The 17347-nt window shown below is 65.7% G+C and carries 12 protein-coding genes; 8 read left to right on the top strand and 4 right to left on the bottom strand.

Annotated elements, in window-relative coordinates:
- Window positions 1-13: 13 nt before the first annotated feature.
- The 8 genes from cobO (at window position 14) to B7G53_RS14870 (ending at window position 10308) form a co-directional block, all read left to right on the top strand.
- Window positions 14-595 (top strand): cob(I)yrinic acid a,c-diamide adenosyltransferase, encoded by a 582-nt coding sequence (gene cobO / locus B7G53_RS14905; RefSeq protein ID WP_096669056.1) that lies wholly within the window; start codon window positions 14-16, stop codon window positions 593-595.
- Between the two features lie 169 nt (window positions 596-764).
- A complete protein-coding gene (gene cbiB, locus B7G53_RS14900; RefSeq protein ID WP_096669161.1) occupies window positions 765-1769 on the top strand; it encodes an adenosylcobinamide-phosphate synthase CbiB in 1005 nt (334 codons plus the stop codon).
- Window positions 1766-2782, top strand: a complete 1017-nt coding sequence (locus B7G53_RS14895) for an aminotransferase class I/II-fold pyridoxal phosphate-dependent enzyme (protein WP_096669054.1) — start codon at window positions 1766-1768, stop codon at window positions 2780-2782. Before cbiB ends, B7G53_RS14895 begins: the two co-directional genes overlap by 4 nt.
- A complete protein-coding gene (locus B7G53_RS14890; RefSeq protein WP_096669052.1) occupies window positions 2779-4257 on the top strand; it encodes a cobyric acid synthase in 1479 nt (492 codons plus the stop codon). The genes B7G53_RS14895 and B7G53_RS14890 overlap by 4 nt, the downstream gene beginning before the upstream one ends.
- 98 nt (window positions 4258-4355) lie before the next feature.
- Window positions 4356-4781, top strand: a complete 426-nt coding sequence (locus B7G53_RS14885; protein WP_096669050.1) for a potassium channel family protein — start codon at window positions 4356-4358, stop codon at window positions 4779-4781.
- A 117-nt stretch (window positions 4782-4898) separates the two neighbouring features.
- Window positions 4899-7208 carry an ATP-dependent DNA helicase gene (locus tag B7G53_RS14880; RefSeq protein WP_096669048.1) on the top strand — a complete coding sequence of 770 codons (2310 nt, stop codon included), beginning with the start codon at window positions 4899-4901 and terminating at the stop codon, window positions 7206-7208.
- 422 nt (window positions 7209-7630) lie between these two features.
- Window positions 7631-8386, top strand: a complete 756-nt coding sequence (locus B7G53_RS14875) for a Crp/Fnr family transcriptional regulator (protein ID WP_096669045.1) — start codon at window positions 7631-7633, stop codon at window positions 8384-8386.
- 2 nt (window positions 8387-8388) lie between these two features.
- Complete coding sequence (locus B7G53_RS14870; protein ID WP_217992621.1) at window positions 8389-10308, top strand: PAS domain S-box protein; 1920 nt, start codon at window positions 8389-8391, stop codon at window positions 10306-10308.
- 2 nt (window positions 10309-10310) lie between these two features.
- Here the strand turns inward: B7G53_RS14870 and B7G53_RS14865 are convergent, their stop codons facing one another.
- The 4 genes from B7G53_RS14865 to B7G53_RS14850 form a co-directional block, all read right to left on the bottom strand.
- Entirely contained in the window at window positions 10311-10688 is a 378-nt protein-coding gene (locus tag B7G53_RS14865; protein ID WP_096669041.1) for a CBS domain-containing protein, read from the bottom strand.
- Window positions 10685-13177 carry a phosphoenolpyruvate synthase gene (gene ppsA / locus B7G53_RS14860; RefSeq protein WP_096669039.1) on the bottom strand — a complete coding sequence of 831 codons (2493 nt, stop codon included), beginning with the start codon at window positions 13175-13177 and terminating at the stop codon, window positions 10685-10687. The genes B7G53_RS14865 and ppsA overlap by 4 nt, the downstream gene beginning before the upstream one ends.
- 93 nt (window positions 13178-13270) lie before the next feature.
- Window positions 13271-14221 carry a 1-phosphofructokinase family hexose kinase gene (locus tag B7G53_RS14855; protein ID WP_096669037.1) on the bottom strand — a complete coding sequence of 317 codons (951 nt, stop codon included), beginning with the start codon at window positions 14219-14221 and terminating at the stop codon, window positions 13271-13273.
- Window positions 14222-14266: 45 nt separating this feature from the next.
- The gene (locus B7G53_RS14850; RefSeq protein ID WP_096669035.1) at window positions 14267-17341 is read right to left on the bottom strand and encodes an FAD-binding and (Fe-S)-binding domain-containing protein; all 3075 of its coding nucleotides are present in this window, start codon (window positions 17339-17341) and stop codon (window positions 14267-14269) included.
- Between the last annotated feature and the right edge of the window lie 6 nt (window positions 17342-17347).

Genomic DNA, 17347 nt, shown 5'->3' with positions numbered 1-17347 from the left:
GAGAAGACCGTCCATGCACATCGAAACTCCCCCGACCGACAAGCCTTACGACAAACCCGAGGGCGAACGCCGCGGCCTGATCATCGTCAACACCGGCGACGGCAAGGGCAAAAGCACGGCGGCGTTTGGCCTGGCACTGCGCGCGCACGGCCGCCACCATGTGCACGGCAAGGCCGTGAAGATTTTCCAGTTCATGAAGGTGCCGAGTGCGCGTTTCGGCGAGCACCGCATGTTCGAGCAACTGGGCATTCCGATCGAAGGCCTGGGCGACGGCTTCAGCTGGAAAAGCCAGGACCTGGAGCACTCGGCCCAGCTGGCACGTATGGGCTGGGAAAAAGCCAAGGCCGCGATTTTGAGCGGCGACAACTTCATGGTGGTGCTCGACGAGCTGACCTACCCGCTGATCTACGGCTGGATGCCGCTCGACGATGTGCTGCAGACGCTCAGGGACCGGCCGCAAGACGTGCATGTGGTCATCACCGGCCGCCGTTGCCCGCCCGAAATCATCGAACTGGCCGACACCGTGACCGAGATGACCTTGGTCAAGCATGCCTTCAAGGCCGGTATTCCCGCGCAGCGCGGCATCGAAGACTGAAGATGCCCGTCAATCCACTGCGCAACCCAATCTCGCACTTGCGGTCCGCACCGTACGCTTGTACGGCTCCGGTCCTCAGCGCGACCTTGGGCTGCTCGCTACGATTTCCCGGCATCTTCGACTCCGCTGGCTGATGTTGCTGGTCTTGTTCCCCCTCTTGCAGGATGTGATGGCCCTGGTCGCGCTGGCCAGCGGCCTGCTGCTCGCCCTGGGACTGGCGCTGGCCATCGACTGGCGCTGGGGCGAGCCGCGTGCCACCTGGCACCCGGTGGTGGCCATGGGGCGTTACCTCGAGGCGTGCGGACGTATTGTTTCTTCCTTGCCGCCGGCGCCGGCCTTTGTGTCCGGCGCCCTGGCCTGGTGGCTGGGCGTGGTGGTGGTGGGTGCACTGGCCGGGGGGCTGCAGGTGCTGGCCTTTGCGCAGGTCGCCCGCCTGGTCGCAGCGCCCGGCCCGCAGACAGCGCTGCTCGCCTTGTTGGTGCTGCTGTTGATGGGCTGGGTGCTAAAGACCCTGTTTTCCTGGCGCATGCTGCACGACGAAGCCGGCGCGGTCGAGGCCGCGCTGCAGCAGTCGCTGGTGGCCGGGCGCGAGCGCCTGTCCTGGCTGGTCAGCCGCGACACCGCGCTGCTCAGCGAAAGCGAGGTGCGCGAAAGTGCGATCGAATCCCTCGCCGAAAACCTCAACGACTCGGTGGTGGCGCCCATTTTCTGGTTTGTTCTTTTCGGCCTGCCCGGCGCCGCCATCTACCGTTTCGCCAACACCGCCGATGCGATGTGGGGCTACCGCGGCATGCACCGCGGCCAGCACTGGGAGTGGGCCGGCAAGTGGGCGGCGCGTGCCGACGACCTGTTGTCTTGGTTGCCGGCGCGCCTGACGGCCTGGCTGCTGGCGCTGGTGGCGCACGGCCTGCCGACCGCTGCGCTGTGCCGGGAAGCGGCCAAAACCCCGTCGCCCAACAGCGGCTGGCCGATGGCGGCCATGGCCCTGGCCCTCGGGGTCAGCTTGCGCAAGCCTGGCATCTACACGCTCAACGCGGCGGGACGGCCACCGCTGCCTGCCGACACCGCCTTGGCCCAGCGTTATGCATCGAAAGCGGTGGTTACCCTTGTACTGTCTGCGAAGATAGCTATTATTTTGATAGCGACGGGGCTGGGCTGGGGGCTGACCCCATGAGTCACGGCGCGCCGGCTTTCACGCGGGTTCACGGTGGCCCCGACAGCGCTGGCGTGTCGCTGCATGATTTTTCGACCAACAGCCATGCCGGTGGACCCTGTCCCGCGGCGCTGGCTGCGGTGCAGCAGGCCGACGCCGGCCGCTATCCCGATGCCGGGTATGCTGCCCTGCGCCGGCAGCTCGCCGCCTTCCACAGGGTGGATGCGCAACGTGTGCTGCTGGCCGGCAGCGCCAGCGAGTTCATCTTCCGTATCACCGCGCTGGCGGTGCAGCGTGGCGCCACGGCGGTCTGGTTGCCGCCACACAGTTATGGCGACTACGCCCAGGCGGCGCAGGTGTGGAAGCTGCCGGTGGTGGCGCAGCCGGCGCTGGCGCAACTGTGCTGGGCCTGCGACCCGTCCAGTCCGCTGGGGGCGGCGCAGCCCGCTCTCGGGGAACTCCTTGATCCGAGGGCGCTGTGTGTGCTGGACCGCGCGTACGAGCCGCTGCGGCTCGAAGGTGCCCTCGCGCTGCCTGAAGAGACGCTGCAAAATTTCTGGCAACTCTGGACACCAAACAAGGCGCTGGGCCTGACCGGCGTGCGCGCCGCCTATGTGATTGCGCCACCCGATGCCGGCGATGCGGTGGTGCAGCTCGACAAACTGGCGCCGTCGTGGCCGGTCGGCGCGCATGGCGTGGCCATGCTGCAAACCTGGACCACGCCCGAGGTGCAAGCCTGGCTGGTCGCCAGCCTGGCCACGCTGCGCGAATGGAAAGCGCGGCAGATCGCGCTGTGTGAAGCGATGGGCTGGACCTGCCTGCCCAGTGCCGCCAATTTTTTCTGCGCGCGGCCGCTGCTGCCGCACGGCATGAACCTGCCGCAGCTGCTGGCCGAACTGCGCGGGCAGGGCATCAAGCTGCGCGACACCACGTCCTTCGGTTTGCCGGGGCAGGTGCGGCTGGGGGTGCTGGCGCCGGCGGCACAGGGCGCATTGCACAATGCGTGGCAACACATCATCAGGAAAGCAACATGAGCGCCAAAAGCGTGATGGTTCTGGGCACCACCAGCGGCGCCGGCAAAAGCTGGCTGACCACCGCGCTGTGCCGCTACTACGCCAACCAGGGCCTCAAGGTCGCGCCCTTCAAGGCGCAGAACATGAGCAACAACGCCAGGGTGGTCACCCAGGGTGAAATCGGCAGCGCGCAATACTTCCAGGCGCTCGCCGCACGCGCCGTGCCCGAGGTGCGCATGAACCCGCTGCTGCTCAAGCCCGAGAAAGACACACACAGCCAGGTGATCCTGATGGGCCAGGTCAACGCCGAACTCTCGCGCATGGCCTGGCGCGGCCGCAGCGCCTCGGTCTGGCCGGTGATTGCGCAGGCCCTCGACGAACTGCTGGAAGAAAACGACGTCGTCGTGATCGAAGGCGCGGGCTCGCCGGCCGAGATCAATCTCAAGGACAGCGACATCGTCAACATGCGCGTCGCGCAACACGCCAACGCGGCCTGCCTGCTGGTCACCGACATCGACCGCGGCGGCGCCTTTGCGCACCTCTACGGCACCTGGGCCATGCTCGACGAAGCGGAACGCCGGCTGATCAGGGGGTTTGTGCTCAACAAGTTCCGCGGCGACGCCGGCCTGCTCGCCCCCGGCCCGCAGATGCTGCAGGACCTGACCGGCGTGCCCACGGTGGCGACCCTGCCGATGTGGTGGCAACACGGCCTTCCCGAGGAAGACGGTGTTTTTGATGATCGCAGCAAGGCCTCGGGGGCGGTGACCCGAACGGTGGCGGTGATTGCCTACCCGCGCATCAGCAACCTTGACGAATTCCAGCCGCTCAAGAATGTGCCCGGCATCCACCTGAAGTGGGTGCGCAGCCCGGGCGAGCTGGCGGGTCTGCTGCCTGCCGACTGGATCATCCTGCCCGGCTCCAAACACACGAGCGGCGACCTGGCCTGGCTGCGCGCGCAGGGGCTGGACGGCGCGATTGCCGCACACGCCGGACGCGGCGGGGCGGTGCTCGGCATTTGCGGCGGTCTGCAGATGCTGGGCGAAGCGCTGATCGATCCGCACGGCATCGACGGCAACGGGCCGGGCCTGGGGCTGCTGCCGGTGGTCACGCTGTTTGAAACCGGCAAAACCGTGCAGCACCGGCAGGCGCGTTTTGCATCGGTCGGCGGCCCGTGGTCGGCCTTGTCCGGCGTGGAGGTGCAGGGCTACGAAATCCACCACGGGCAGACCGCGCCGCACAGCGCCATGGCCGCGGCCGGCGATGTGGCGCACGCCGTGCTGCCCGACGGGCTGGCCTGGCAAAACGGCAGCGGCAATGTGCTGGGCGTCTACCTGCACGGCCTGTTTGAGGACCCGGCCGTGTTGCATGCGCTGTTCGGGGCCAGCACGCCGACGCTGGAGTCGGTGTTTGAGGGCCTGGCCGACTACATCGGGCGGCATTTCGAAGCTGGGGTGCTGGACGCGCTGATCGCACCCGCGCCCGGGCGCGCTGCCTGACGGGCCGCGGGGCGGGCTTATAGTTGCGGTGCACCGCCTTTCGCGCTCCGGCGGCATGAAGGCTTCCGCGTTTTTCAACAAGCATTCGAAGGGTAACCGTGTTCACTGTGGTGCTGGCCAATATTGCCGTCGTGTCCATCGCTGTGATCATTCACTACGAGTGCCTGCTGCGGCTGACCCTGCTGCTGGCCCGGGTGAAGATCCGGCACCGCCTGCGCATCCTGCTGGGCGTCGGCGGCGCGCTGCTGGCCCACGCGGTGGAGGTCTGGGTGTTTGCCTCCGCCTACTATTTCATGCACCACGCCAAGGCCTGGGGCCGTCTGACGGGAAACTTCGATGGCAGCCTGATGGACTGCGTGTATTTTTCCTTCACGACCTTCACCACGCTGGGTTTCGGCGACATCCAGCCCACCGGTGACCTGCGCTTCCTGACGGGCATCGAGTCCTTGACCGGCCTGGTGCTGATCACCTGGACGGCGTCCTTTCTTTTTGTCGAGATGCAGAAGTTCTGGAACTCGAAGTAGGTCCCGAAGGCGTGCCTGCAGGGCGCCACCTGACCGCGGCGCCATCCTTGCGGGTGCTGGCTACAATACTGGTTATTCATACAGCCCCCCCTTGCAACCCGACCCAGACCGCCTTCCATGACGACCGCCATCGACCAGGACAAGCCCTACGTTGTCGCCGTGCGTGCGCTGTGTGAATTCACGGCCAAGCTCGGCGACCTCGATGTGCGCTTCACGCCCTCACCGTCGGCCCTCGAAGGCATGGCGGGCCACCGCATGGTGGCGATGCGCCGGCCGGCACACTACCAGACCGAAGTCAGCCTGAGCGGGGTCTACAAGGACTTGCTGGTGCGCGGCCGCGCCGACGGCTACGACCCCGAACTCGGCCAGCTCGAAGAGGTCAAGACCTTTCGCGGCGACCTGGAGGCCATGCGCGCCAACCACCGCCATCTGCACTGGGCACAGCTCAAGGTCTACGGCCACCTGCTTTGCCAGAAAGAAGGCTTGTCCCAGGTCAAGTTGGCGCTGGTGTATTTCAACATCGCCACGCAGGACGAAACCCTGCTGACCGAAGCCTTCAGCGCCGCCGAGCTGGAAGTTTTTTTTGAAGAACAATGCAACCATTTCCTCGACTGGGCCCGCCAGGAGATGGCCCACCGCGCCGCGCGCAACGAGGCGTTGCAGACCCTGGCATTTCCGCACGAGCATTTTCGCCCCGGCCAGCGCGACCTCGCCGAAGCGGTCTACAAGTCGGCCAGCAGCGGCCGCTGCCTGATGGCGCAGGCGCCCACCGGCATTGGCAAAACCGTGGGCACGCTGTTTCCGCTGCTCAAGGCCTGCCCGACGCAGCAGCTCGACAAGGTGTTTTTCCTCGCGGCCAAGACGCCGGGCCGCCAGCTGGCGCTGGACGCCGTGGCCCGCATCCAGCGCAGCGCGCCGGCGCTGCCGCTGCGTGTGCTGGAACTGGTGGCCAAGGGCAAGGCCTGTGAACACCCGGACAAAGCCTGCCACGGCGACGCCTGCCCGCTGGCCCGGGGTTTTTACGACCGCCTGCCGGCCGCGCGGCGTGCCGCGGTGGCCGTGGCCGGCCCGCTCGACCAGGGCGCGCTGCGCGAGGTGGCGCTGGTGCACGGGGTCTGCCCGTATTACCTCGGCCAGGACCTGCTGCACTGGAGCGATGTGGTCATCGGCGACTACAACTACTACTTCGATATCAACGCCATGCTGTACGCGCAGACGCTGGCCAACCAGTGGCGCGTCAGCGTGCTGGTCGACGAGGCGCACAACCTGGTCGAGCGCGCGCGCAAGATGTATTCGGCCGAGCTGGACCCGGTCCGCCTGGCGCTGGCGCGGCAGGGTGCGCCGGTGGCCATCAAACGTGTGCTGGACCGCCTCCAGCGCAGCTGGTCTGAGCTGCACCAGGACCAGGCCGAGGCTTACCAGGTGTACGACGAGGTGCCGCAGGCCTTTCGTGGCGCGCTGCAGCAGACGGCCAGCGCCATCCTGGACCACCTGGCCGATCACCCGGCCGGCATCGACGGCAGGCTGCAGGATTTTTTCTTCGAGGTGCTGCATTTCTCGCGCATGGCCGAGCTGCTCGATACGCATTCGCTGTTCGACATCACCGAGGCCGCGGGCAGCGGGGGCGGCGCCGTCTTGTGCCTGCGAAACGTCGTGCCGGCGGGTTTTCTGTCGCAGCGGTTTGCGGCGGCACGTTCGGCGGCGCTGTTCTCGGCGACGCTGAGCCCGGCGCACTACTACAGCGACATGCTGGGCCTGCCCGAGGACACCGCCTGGATCGATGTGGCCTCGCCGTTCCGGGCCGAGCAGCTCTCGGTGCAGGTGGTGGACGATGTGTCCACGCGTTTCCAGCATCGCGGGCATTCGCTGTCACCCATGGTCGACCTGATGGCCCGGCAATACGCGGCGGCGCCCGGCAACTACCTGAGTTTTGTCAGCAGCTTCGACTACCTGCAGCAACTGGCCGAACTGTTCAAGGCGCGTTACCCGGCGATTCCGGTCTGGGAGCAGTCGCGCGGCATGGAGGAAAGCGCCAAGCGCGGCTTTCTCGAGCGCTTTACGCCAGTTTCGCGCGGCATCGGTTTTGCCGTGCTCGGCGGCGCGTTTGCCGAGGGCATCGACCTGCCGGGCAAACGCATGATCGGCGCCTTTATCGCCACCCTGGGCCTGCCGCAGATCAACCCGGTCAACGAGCAGATCAAGCAGCGCATGGAGGCCAGTTTCGGCAAGGGTTACGACTACACCTACCTGTACCCGGGCCTGCAAAAGGTGGTGCAGGCCGCGGGCCGGGTGATCCGCACCGAGTCCGACCACGGCGTGGTCTACCTGATTGACGACCGCTATGCGCTGGCCCAGGTGCGCGAGCTGTTTCCGGGCTGGTGGGAGGTTGGCTACCAGCGGGCGCGGCCGCACAAGCAGCCGGCCTGAATGCCCTGAGGGGTCATTGCGGGCTGGGCCCGCGGTTTACTGGGACTGAAAGCCGCTGGCATTGAGGACGCGGGTCCAGGTTTTTGAAGGGGAGACTCCAATTCATTGGGTGGGGAAAACAAGAGGGGGTGCCGCAATCAAGGTATCGGCGCTGCCTGTTGTCTGTTGCCTGCAGCTGGCCGGTTGACGGTTTCTTGCCGGAGCGCGCCTTGACATCGCCCTCGCATAGCCGTTCCGGACGCAGGCGATTTTGAGCTATCTCACTCAATGTTCATTTAGTGACGAAGCCCGTCACTAATTGTTAATTTAGTGATGAAACACGCAATCTTGCCGGTAATTGAGTCGATGCCCATCATGGCAACCTGAGTACACTTATTTAAGGGGGTTGGCAAAAAATATAGATTTTTGATCGGACGAGATCTGTGGAAATCAGTGGCGAAAAAGTTCAACCCGGTGGGTCGGTTGGTCAAGTCTTGGGAGGTGCCAATGCCGGCTCAGTGCCGGCTGGCAAATGCGGTCACTGTGCTTCGCACGAGTTTTGTGTCCTGCGAGGCCTGTCCCTGAAAGATTCAGTCGATGGCGGAGGACTGATCAAAGAACACAGCTTCAGGAAGGGCGACGTACTGGCGCGGGAAGGCGAGCATGTGCCTCACCTGAGGGTCGTGAAGGTCGGCAGCGTGTATCTGGGCCGCAGCAGCCCCGGCGGACATAGCGATCCAGTCGCCATTTTGGGACGCGGCGCGGTCGTTGGTCTTTGCAGTTACTTCGGACAACCGAACCAGCTGGGAAGCGTTGCGCTGAGCAGCGGTCGGTATTGTGAAATATCAACGGAAGCGCTGGCCTGCCTGGCGCGCAGTGACCAGAAGATCTGGGATCAGGTCGGCGGAGCCTGCAGCCTTGCTTTTGGAACAATCGCCGGATGGACGCAGGCCACCAGCCGTCCCCAGATAACAGGACGGGTTGCCCATAGCCTGCTCCTGCTGACGGAGGTTCACCACGGTCCGACCGTGCCACTGCCGACGCACGCCGCGCTGGCGCAGCTGCTGGGCACGACCCGCGAATCGGTGGCGCGTGCGCTGGCCTTGTTTGAAGCCCAGGGCTGTATCGCTCGGCGCGGAAGCCGGGTCTGCGAGATCCGGCCCAAGCCCTTGTCGCAATGGTTGTTCCGGCAACCATGAGCATGAAATTACCCATCGACAACCCTGACTCCTGGGGCAGTGATCCGGCCAACGCGGCCGCACTGCTGGCGGGCGTGCTGAACTCGGCCATGGACGCCATCGTCACGGTCGATGAGCAGCAAAGAATTGTTTTGTACAACCGTGCGGCCGAGGAAATATTCGGCTGGCCCCGGCACGCTGTCCTGCTGCAACCCCTCGAGAAACTGGTTCCCGGACGTTTTCGCCCAAGCCACGCCGAGCAGATCAAACGCTTTGGCAGCACGGGCGTGACGTCCCGCCGCATGGGCGGGCGCAGTGTCGTCTACGGGCTGCGAGCGAACGGGGAGGAGTTTCCCCTGGAGGTGTCCATCTCCTATTTCGACACTTCAGAGGGCAAGCTTTTTACGGCGATCGTGCGCGATATCTCCGAAATGGAGCGGCTGGCGCGCGAACAGGCTGAAAACCTCGCGCGTTTGCAGGAGAGCCAGCGCAGGCTGCTGAAGGCGCAGCACATCGGTCGCATTGGCTATTACCAGGCCGACCGCACGACCGGCCTGATGTGGTGGTGTGACGAATCCTGCGACGTGCTCGGTGTCGATCGCAGCGTTTTCGACAGCAGCTATGACGGGTTTCTCCGGCTGATTCATCCGGCTGACCGCGCTGTTTTCGAGGCAGCATGCAACGCGGCCGTTCAGGCTGGCCTGGCCATGGACATCGAGTTCCGGGTTGTCCCGTCTGAGGGCGAGGTGCGCTGGATTCATCTGCTTGGCCAGGCCGATGGCGACGACGCGGGCACGCAGCGCAAGCGCCGAACCGGGATGATCCAGGAGATCACGGTCCACAAGCTCGCAGAACTGGCCACGGCCAGCAGCGCCGAACTGTTGAAGCGCACCGGCGCGTTGGCCAGGGTAGGCGGGTGGGAAGTGGACGCGGAGACCATGTCGCCTTATTTGTCTGAAGAGATTTACCGCATCTGCGAGATGGATGCACCGACAGACCTGGCGCTGGAAAAAATGGCAGACTTTTACGCGCCGGAGGCACAGCCTGCGATCAGGGCGGCCTTCATGGCGGCGCTTGACCAGGGCGAACCCTGGGACCTCGAGCTTCCCCTGGTGACCGCAAGAGGGCGGCGTATCTGGGTCCGCACACAGGGTCGCGCGCTGTTGCAGGACGGCAAGGTGGTACGGCTCGTGGGTGCACTGCAGGACATCACTGAAATCAAGGGGATTGAAAACAAGTTGAAATTTTCGAATCAGGAGCTTGAAGCCTTCTCCTATTCGGTTTCGCACGATTTGCGTTCGCCGCTCAACACCATTCATGGCTTTAGCCATTTACTGGCGAAACAGGTTGGCAAGCTTGCAGATGAGAAGGCTCAGCACTACCTGTCGCGTATTCAGGCCGGCGCCGTGCAGATGGGGCAGTTGATTGAAGGCCTGCTGTCGCTCTCGCAGATGTTGCGCGTGCAGCTTCGCAGCGAGCCGGTCGACCTGTCGATGCTGGCGCGAAACAGCCTGGACGCCCGGCAGGCGTTCGAGCCCGAGCGACAGGTGACGCTTCACATTGAGAGTGGCCTGATGGCCCATGGTGATGAGCGCCTGCTCCGGGTGGTGATGGAAAATCTGTTGGGCAACGCCTGGAAGTTCAGCGCGCAACGGGCGCCGGCCGAGATCAAGGTCGGCCAGACCAGCGACGCCGCAGGAGAGCAGGTATTTTTTGTGCGCGACAACGGTGCCGGATTCGATATGGCTTATGGGGACAAGCTTTTCGAGCCCTTCCAGCGCCTGCATGGGGTCTCGGAGTTTCCCGGAACCGGCATCGGGTTGGCCACGGTGCGCCGCGTTATCAGGCGTCACGGTGGCCGGATATGGGCTGAATCCTCCCCCGAAAAAGGGACCTGTTTTTTCTTTACTTTGCCGGCAGAATCCGCAGGCCAGCAAGCATGACCCTAAACAACAAAAGTCCGCACGAAGTCGAGTGAGGAGACCACGCCCTTGAGGTTCGGGCCCTCGGCCACCACCACGTGGTGGATGTTGCCCTCGGTCATCAGCCTGGCCACCTCAGCGAGTGTGGCGTCCGGGTGCACGGTGACCGGCTTGTAGGTGCACAGCTGCCACGCGCTGACCTTGGGGGCGGTTTTTCCCTCGGCATGCGCCCGCAACAGGTCGGCGCTGCTGATCACGCCCATCACCACGCCGCTGGCGTCGACCACCGGCACCCACGACAGGCCTTTGGCGACCAGCTTCGCCTCGACGGCCTGCAGCGTGTCGTCCGGACCCACCTGGGTCACTTCGCGGTTCATCAAGGATGCGATGGTCTGGCTCATGACAGTCTCCTGGTAGCCGTGGTTGGTGCGGTGGGTGCGGTTGTTTCGGGCGGTGTGGCAGAGGGCTGCGCTGCGCGGCGCGGCGCACGCCCCAGCCGCGCTTCCACGGCCAGCACGTCGACCGTGATTTTCAGCAACGTATCGGGCGTGACACTCATGGCGTCGATGCCGAGCTCCACCAGGTATTGCGCGATCTCGGGATAGTCCGAGGGTGCCTGGCCGCAAATGCCCACGTGGCGCTGGTTGCGGTGCGCGCCCTCTATGGTCTGGCGGATCATCTCCTTGACGCCGGGGTCGCGTTCGTCGAAGTCGAAGGCCACGATGTCCGAGTCGCGGTCCACGCCCAGCACCAGCTGGGTCAGGTCGTTGGAGCCGATGGAGAAGCCGTCGAACAGGCGGGCAAAGGCATCGATCTGGATCACGTTGTTGGGGATCTCGCACATCACGTAGACCTCCAGGCCATTGACACCGCGCGTCAGCCCGTGCGTCGCCATGGCCTGCAGCACGCGTTCGCCTTCCTCGACACGGCGGCAAAACGGAATCATCAGCTTGACGTTGACCAGGCCCATCTCGTCGCGCACGCGTTTCATCGCCGCGCACTCGAGCGCGAAACCCTCGGCATAGGCCGGGTGTGCGTAGCGCGAGGCGCCGCGAAAACCGATCATGGGGTTGGCCTCATCCGGCTCGAACCAGCGCCCGCCGAGCAGGCTGGCGTATTCGTTGGTCTTGAAGTCGGACATGCGCACGATCACCGGCTTGGGATAGAAGGCCGCGGCGATGGTGGCCACACCTTCGGACAGCTGGCGCACGAAGTAGTCGGCCGGCCTGGCGTATGACCGCGTGAGGCGGGCGATCTCCTCGCGCACCGCTGCGTCTTCGACTTTCTCCGGGTGTACCAGCGCCATCGGATGCGCGCGTATGTGTTCGGCAACGATGAACTCCATGCGTGCCAGGCCCACGCCGTCGTTGGGCAGCAGCGCAGTCTGGAAGGCCGTGTCGGGGTTGGCGATGTTGACCATCAGGTGTGTCTGCGGCCGCGCCAGGCCGGCCACGTCGATGCTGCGCTTCGTGAACGGCAACAGGCCCGCGTAGACCCGGCCCTGGCTGCCTTCGGCGCAGGACACCGTGATCTCGTCGCCGGTGCGGATGGCGGTGGTGGCATGGCCGCAGCCGACCACGGCCGGAATGCCCATCTCGCGTGCCACGATGGCCGCATGGCAGGTGCGCCCGCCGCGGTTGGTCACGACGGCAGACGCGATCTTCAGCACCGTGCCCCAGTCAGGCATGGTGGTGTCCGCCACCAGCACCTCGCCGGGCTGGAACTGGTTGAGTTCGCTGATATCGTTGATCACGCGCGCCCGCCCCGTCGCGATCGCGCCGCCCACGGCGCGGCCGCTGATGCAGAGCTTGCCCCTGGCGTCCAGCCGCCAGGTGTCCACCGTGCCGAGCGGCTTGCGCGAGGCCACGGTTTCGGGCCGGGCCTGGACGATGTAGAGTTTTCCGTCGATGCCGTCCCTGGCCCATTCAATGTCCATGGGCGTCGGGCGGCCCGACTTGCGGCTGTAGTGCGCCTCAATGCGGATGGAGGCATCGGCCAGCTCCAGAACGTCGTCGTCGCTGATGCAAAAACGCGCCTGATCCTCCGGTGGCGTTGGCATGTTGCGCGTGGTCTCGCGGCCGGCGGCCTTGGCATACACCATGCGGATTTCCTTGCTGCCGAGCTTGCGCCTGAGCACCGCGCGATGGCCCTGCTTCAGCGTGGGCTTGAACACGTAGAACTCATCCGGGTCGACCGTGCCCTGGACCACGTTCTCGCCCAGGCCCCAGGCGCCGGTGATGAACACGACGTCGGGAAAACCGGTCTCGGTGTCCAGGGTGAAGATCACGCCGCTGGCCCCGCAATCCGAACGCACCATCTTCATCACGCCCACCGACTGCAGGACCTTGAAGTGATCGATGCCATGTTCGACCCGGTAAGCGATGGCCCGGTCCTTGTACAGGCTGGCAAAACACTGGTGAACCGCGTCGAGCAGGCGCGTCAGGCCCGAGACGTTCAGAAATGTCTCATGCTGGCCGGCAAACGACGCATCGGGCAGGTCTTCGGCCGTGGCCGAGCTGCGCACGGCCAGTGTCAGGGTATCGCCGTACTCGGCTTGCAGGCGCGCATACGCCGCGGCAATTTCGGCGACCAGGTCCGCGGGCAGCGGGGCGGCCTGAATGATCTCGCGTGCGCGCGCCGCGCGCCGCGCCAGGTCATCGACATTCTTGACATCCAGGCCGTCGAGCGCCTCATGCAGACCGGGCCAGGCGCCTGCCTGATCGAGCAGGTAGCGGTAGGCCTGCGCCGTCACGGCAAACCCGTTGGGCACCCGCACGCCTTGCGCGCCGAGTTCGCGCACCATTTCGCCGAGTGAGGCATTCTTGCCGCCCACCAAGGGAACATCGGCGATGCCCAGCTCCGAAAACCAGCGTATGTAAGGTGTTGTCATATCCCGGACGCGCGCACCGTCGCGCGCACCGTCTCCTGTGGCTTGCTTTCCGCATACGGTAGACGCCGGTCGGCTCAGCCGCCTTGCGCCAGATCAAGCGCCGGCCGGTGTAACGATCACTTGCCTGGCAAGGCGTTCCACATCGGCGGCCTGGCATAGCGCGGTACCCGCCGTCAGCAGGGCAGCCGTGGCGGCGCCCATGGCGTAGCGGAAGGCCTGCGCCAAGTCGGTCTGCCGGCTCAGCGCCCAGACCAGACCGCCGACAAAGCTGTCGCCCGCGCCTATGGTGCTTTCGACCTGGACCGGAACGGCGCTGGCCCGCAGCGCCTGGTCGGCGGTGACGAGCAGGGCGCCGTCCTCGCCGAGCGACAGCGCCACGATCTGCGCCTGTCCGGCCGAGATGATGCTGCGGGCCACGGCCAGCCGCTGTGCATCGGTGTCCAGCGGCAGGCCGGTCAGCTCACGCAGCTCGCGCAGGCTGGGCTTGATCAGGTGCACGCCTTCCGCCAGCGCCGCCGCCAGCGCCGGGCCCGAGCTGTCCAGTACCACGCGGCAGCCGCGCGTGCGTGCCAGCCGCGTGAGCTGCGCATAGAAGTCAGCTGGCACGCCGGGCGGCAGGCTGCCGCTGGCCACCAGCCAGGACGGTGGCACCGCCAGGGCGCTGACAACATCGAGGCAGGCCTGCCACTCGGACGCGCTCAGGGTCGGTCCGGGCAGGACAAAGCGGAAGTCCCGCCCGCTGGCCGTTTCGTGGACATGAAAACTCTCGCGCGTCTCGCCGCCGATCGGCAGGCACTGGCTGCGCACCTGCTCCTGGTCCAGCAACTGGCGCAGCCTTTGCCCGTTCATGCCGCCGCCCGGGTACAGCGCCAGGCAGTTGCTGCCGAGTCGCTGCAGGACGCGGGCCACATTGATGCCGCCGCCACCGGGGTGGTATTGCGCGGCGGCGCAGCGCAGCTTGTGCGTGTCCATGACCTTGTCGGTGGACGTTGACACGTCCAGGGCCGGGTTCATGGTGAGGGTCAGGATGTCCGGGGTGTGCATCGCCGCCACTTTACTCCGGCGGAGCCATGCCCCCTGAATCTGGCGTCAGGCCCGCAACTGCTGCGCCATCAGCACCGCCACGTGAATGGCTTCGCGCTGCGCACCGTCGCGGATCTGGTGCCGGCAACTGGTGCCGTCGGCGACCACGATGGCGTCGGGTTGCTGGCGCACGGCGGGCAGCAGGCTCAGTTCGGCCATCTGCATGGACACCTCGTAATGGCTGGTCTCGTAGCCGAAGCTGCCGGCCATGCCGCAGCAGCTGGACTCGATCAGCTCGGGCTTGGCACCGGGGATCAGCCTGAGCACCTCGAGAATCGGGCTGACCGCGCCGAACGCCTTCTGGTGGCAGTGGCCGTGCAGCAAGATGGCCTGCTCCACCGGCTGCAGCCTGGCTTTCAGCGGGTCGAGCAGGCCGGCTGCGGCCTCGCGCGCCAGAAATTCCTCGAACAGCAGGGCCTGGCCGGCAATGGTGTGAGCCGCTTCACCCAGGCCCATCACCAGCATCTCGTCGCGCATCGTCAGCAGGCAGGACGGCTCCAGCCCGACAATGGCGATGCCGCGCTCGGCGAAGGGCAGCAGGGCGTCCACCAGTTCGCTGGCCTTGGCCTTCGCAGCATCGACCATGCCGCTGGCCAGGTAGGTCCGGCCACAGCACAGGTGCTTTCCGTCTGCTACGTTTTTGATAGCTACATGCGCCGTGTAGCCCGCGGCTTGCAGCACTTTTAATGCTGAAGCCGCATTGTCCGACTCGAAGTGGCCATTGAAGGTGTCGACAAACAGCACCACTGGCTTGCTGGCGGCCAGCACCTCCTCGCGCGTGGCGCTGACCGGGGGGTGGTTGAAAAAGGTGCGCGTCTTCCACTGCGGCAAGCTGCGTTTGGCTGAAAAACCGGTGAACCTCTCGCTGAGTGCGGCCAGGCCGGGAATTTTGTCGCGCAGGTTCAGCAGTGGTGCCAGGCGGCTGGCCCAGTGCGCGTAGTCGGGCAGGCGCGCGACCAGCTTGTCTTTCAGCGTGTAGCCGTGTTTTGCCTTGTAGTGGTGCAAAAACTCCACCTTCATCTTGGCCATGTCCACGCCGGTCGGGCAGTCGCGCTTGCAGCCCTTGCAGCCCACGCACAGGTCCAGCGCATCCTTGACTATGTCGCTGGTGAACGCGTCGGCGGCATGCATGCCCCCGAGTTGCCCCGACAGGGCCAGGCGCAGGGTGTTGGCGCGGCCGCGTGTCAGGTGTTGTTCGTCGCGCGTGACGCGGTAGCTGGGGCACATGGTGCCGGCGTCAAACTTGCGGCAGTGGCCGTTGTTGTTGCACATCTCCACGGCCTTGGCAAACCCCTGGGCCGGGTCGCCGCCGCTGCCCGGTGCGCTGGTCAGCTCGGTGACCGGGTCGTTCTGCACGTCCCAGGCGCGCCAGTCGAGTGCGGTCTGGATGGGGATGACCTTGTAGCCGGGCGCAAAACGCATCAGCCGCGTGTCGTCCATCTTCGGCGGGTTGACCATGCGGCCCGGGCTCAGCAGGTTGATCGGGTCCATGGTCTGCTTGATGGCCGCAAACGCCGCGTTGATCTGCGGGCCGAACTGCCACTGGATCCACTCGCCGCGGCACAGGCCGTCGCCGTGTTCGCCGCTGTAGGCGCCCTTGAACTTGCGCACCAGCTCGGACGCTTCCTCGGCAATCGCGCGCATCTTGGGCGCGCCCTCGCGCCGCATGTCGAGGATGGGCCGCACATGCAGCGTGCCGACCGAGGCATGGGCGTACCAGGTGCCCTTGCTGCCGTATTTGCGAAAAACCTCGGTGAGCGCGTCGGTGTATTCGGCCAGGTGTTCCAGCGGCACGGCGCAGTCCTCGATAAAACTCACCGGCTTGCCGTCGCCCTTGAGGCTCATCATGATGTTCAGGCCGGCTTTGCGCACCTCCCACAGGTTCTTCTGCGGCGCGTCATCCACCATCTCGACCACCGAATCGGGCAGCAGCAGATCGCCCATCAGCTCGCCCAGGCGCTTGAGGTGGGGTAGCAGGTCGGCCTTGCTCGCGCCCGAAAACTCGACCAGCAAAATGGCGGCGGGCTGGCCGATCAGCGCGCTGCGAATGGTGGGCGCAAAGGCCGGGTTCTGCAGCGACAGCTCGATCATGGTGCGGTCCACCAGCTCGACGGCCGTCAGGCTGCCGTCACCGAGTTTGACGATGTGCTGGGCTGCGTCCATGGCGCGGTAAAAGGTCGGGAAATTGACCACACCCAGCACCTTGGCCTTGGGCAGTTCGGCCAGTTGCAGCGTCAGTGATTTTGTCAGCGCCAGCGTACCCTCGCTGCCTACCAGGAGGTGCGCTAGGTTGACCGAACCGTCGGCGGTGTAGGGGCGCTCGCTCTGGGGGTCGAAGATGTCCAGGTTGTAGCCGCCGACGCGGCGCATGACCTTGGGCCACATCCGCTTGATGGCCGGGTGCAGTTCCTCGGCCAGCGAACGAATGTAATTGCCCAGTTCACGAGCGTTGCCGCTGCTGGCGGCATAGGGCCCCAGCTGCAGCAACTGGCTACCCGAGGTCCAGGCCTGCGCGCCCAGCACGTTGTGCACCATGTTGCCGTAGGCGATGCTGCGGCTGCCGCAGGAGTTGTTGCCGGCCATGCCGCCCAGCGTGGCCTGCGCGCTGGTGGAGACGTCGACCGGGTACCAGAGGCCATGCTTTTTCAGCGCGGCGTTCAGGTGGTCCAGCACGATGCCGGGCTCGACCTCGGCGGTGCGCTTGTCCACATCCACATCGATGATGTTGCGTATGTGTTTCGCATGGTCGATGACCAGCCCGGCGCCCACGGTCTGGCCACACTGGCTGGTGCCGCCGCCGCGCGGCACGATGGGCACACCCATGTCGCGGCAAATGTCGAGCGCGGCCTTGACGTCAGGCGCACTGCGCGGCACAAACACGCCGACCGGCATCACCTGGTAGATCGACGCATCGGTGGCGTAGCGGCCGCGGTCTGCGGCGGAAAAAAGAACTTCGCCACGGGTGTCACTGGCGAGCCGGGCGGCCAGCCGGCCGGCCACTTCATTGCTGATGCGGGCGACGTTATCGTAAGCGTGAGTCGCAGTTTCCTGCGTGACTTTCAGGGGCAAGGGGGCGTTCATGGGGCT

The organism is Polaromonas sp. AET17H-212 (assembly GCF_002379085.1).
Lineage (GTDB): Bacteria > Pseudomonadota > Gammaproteobacteria > Burkholderiales > Burkholderiaceae_C > Polaromonas.
This window is presented reverse-complemented; position numbering and strand designations above follow the sequence as displayed.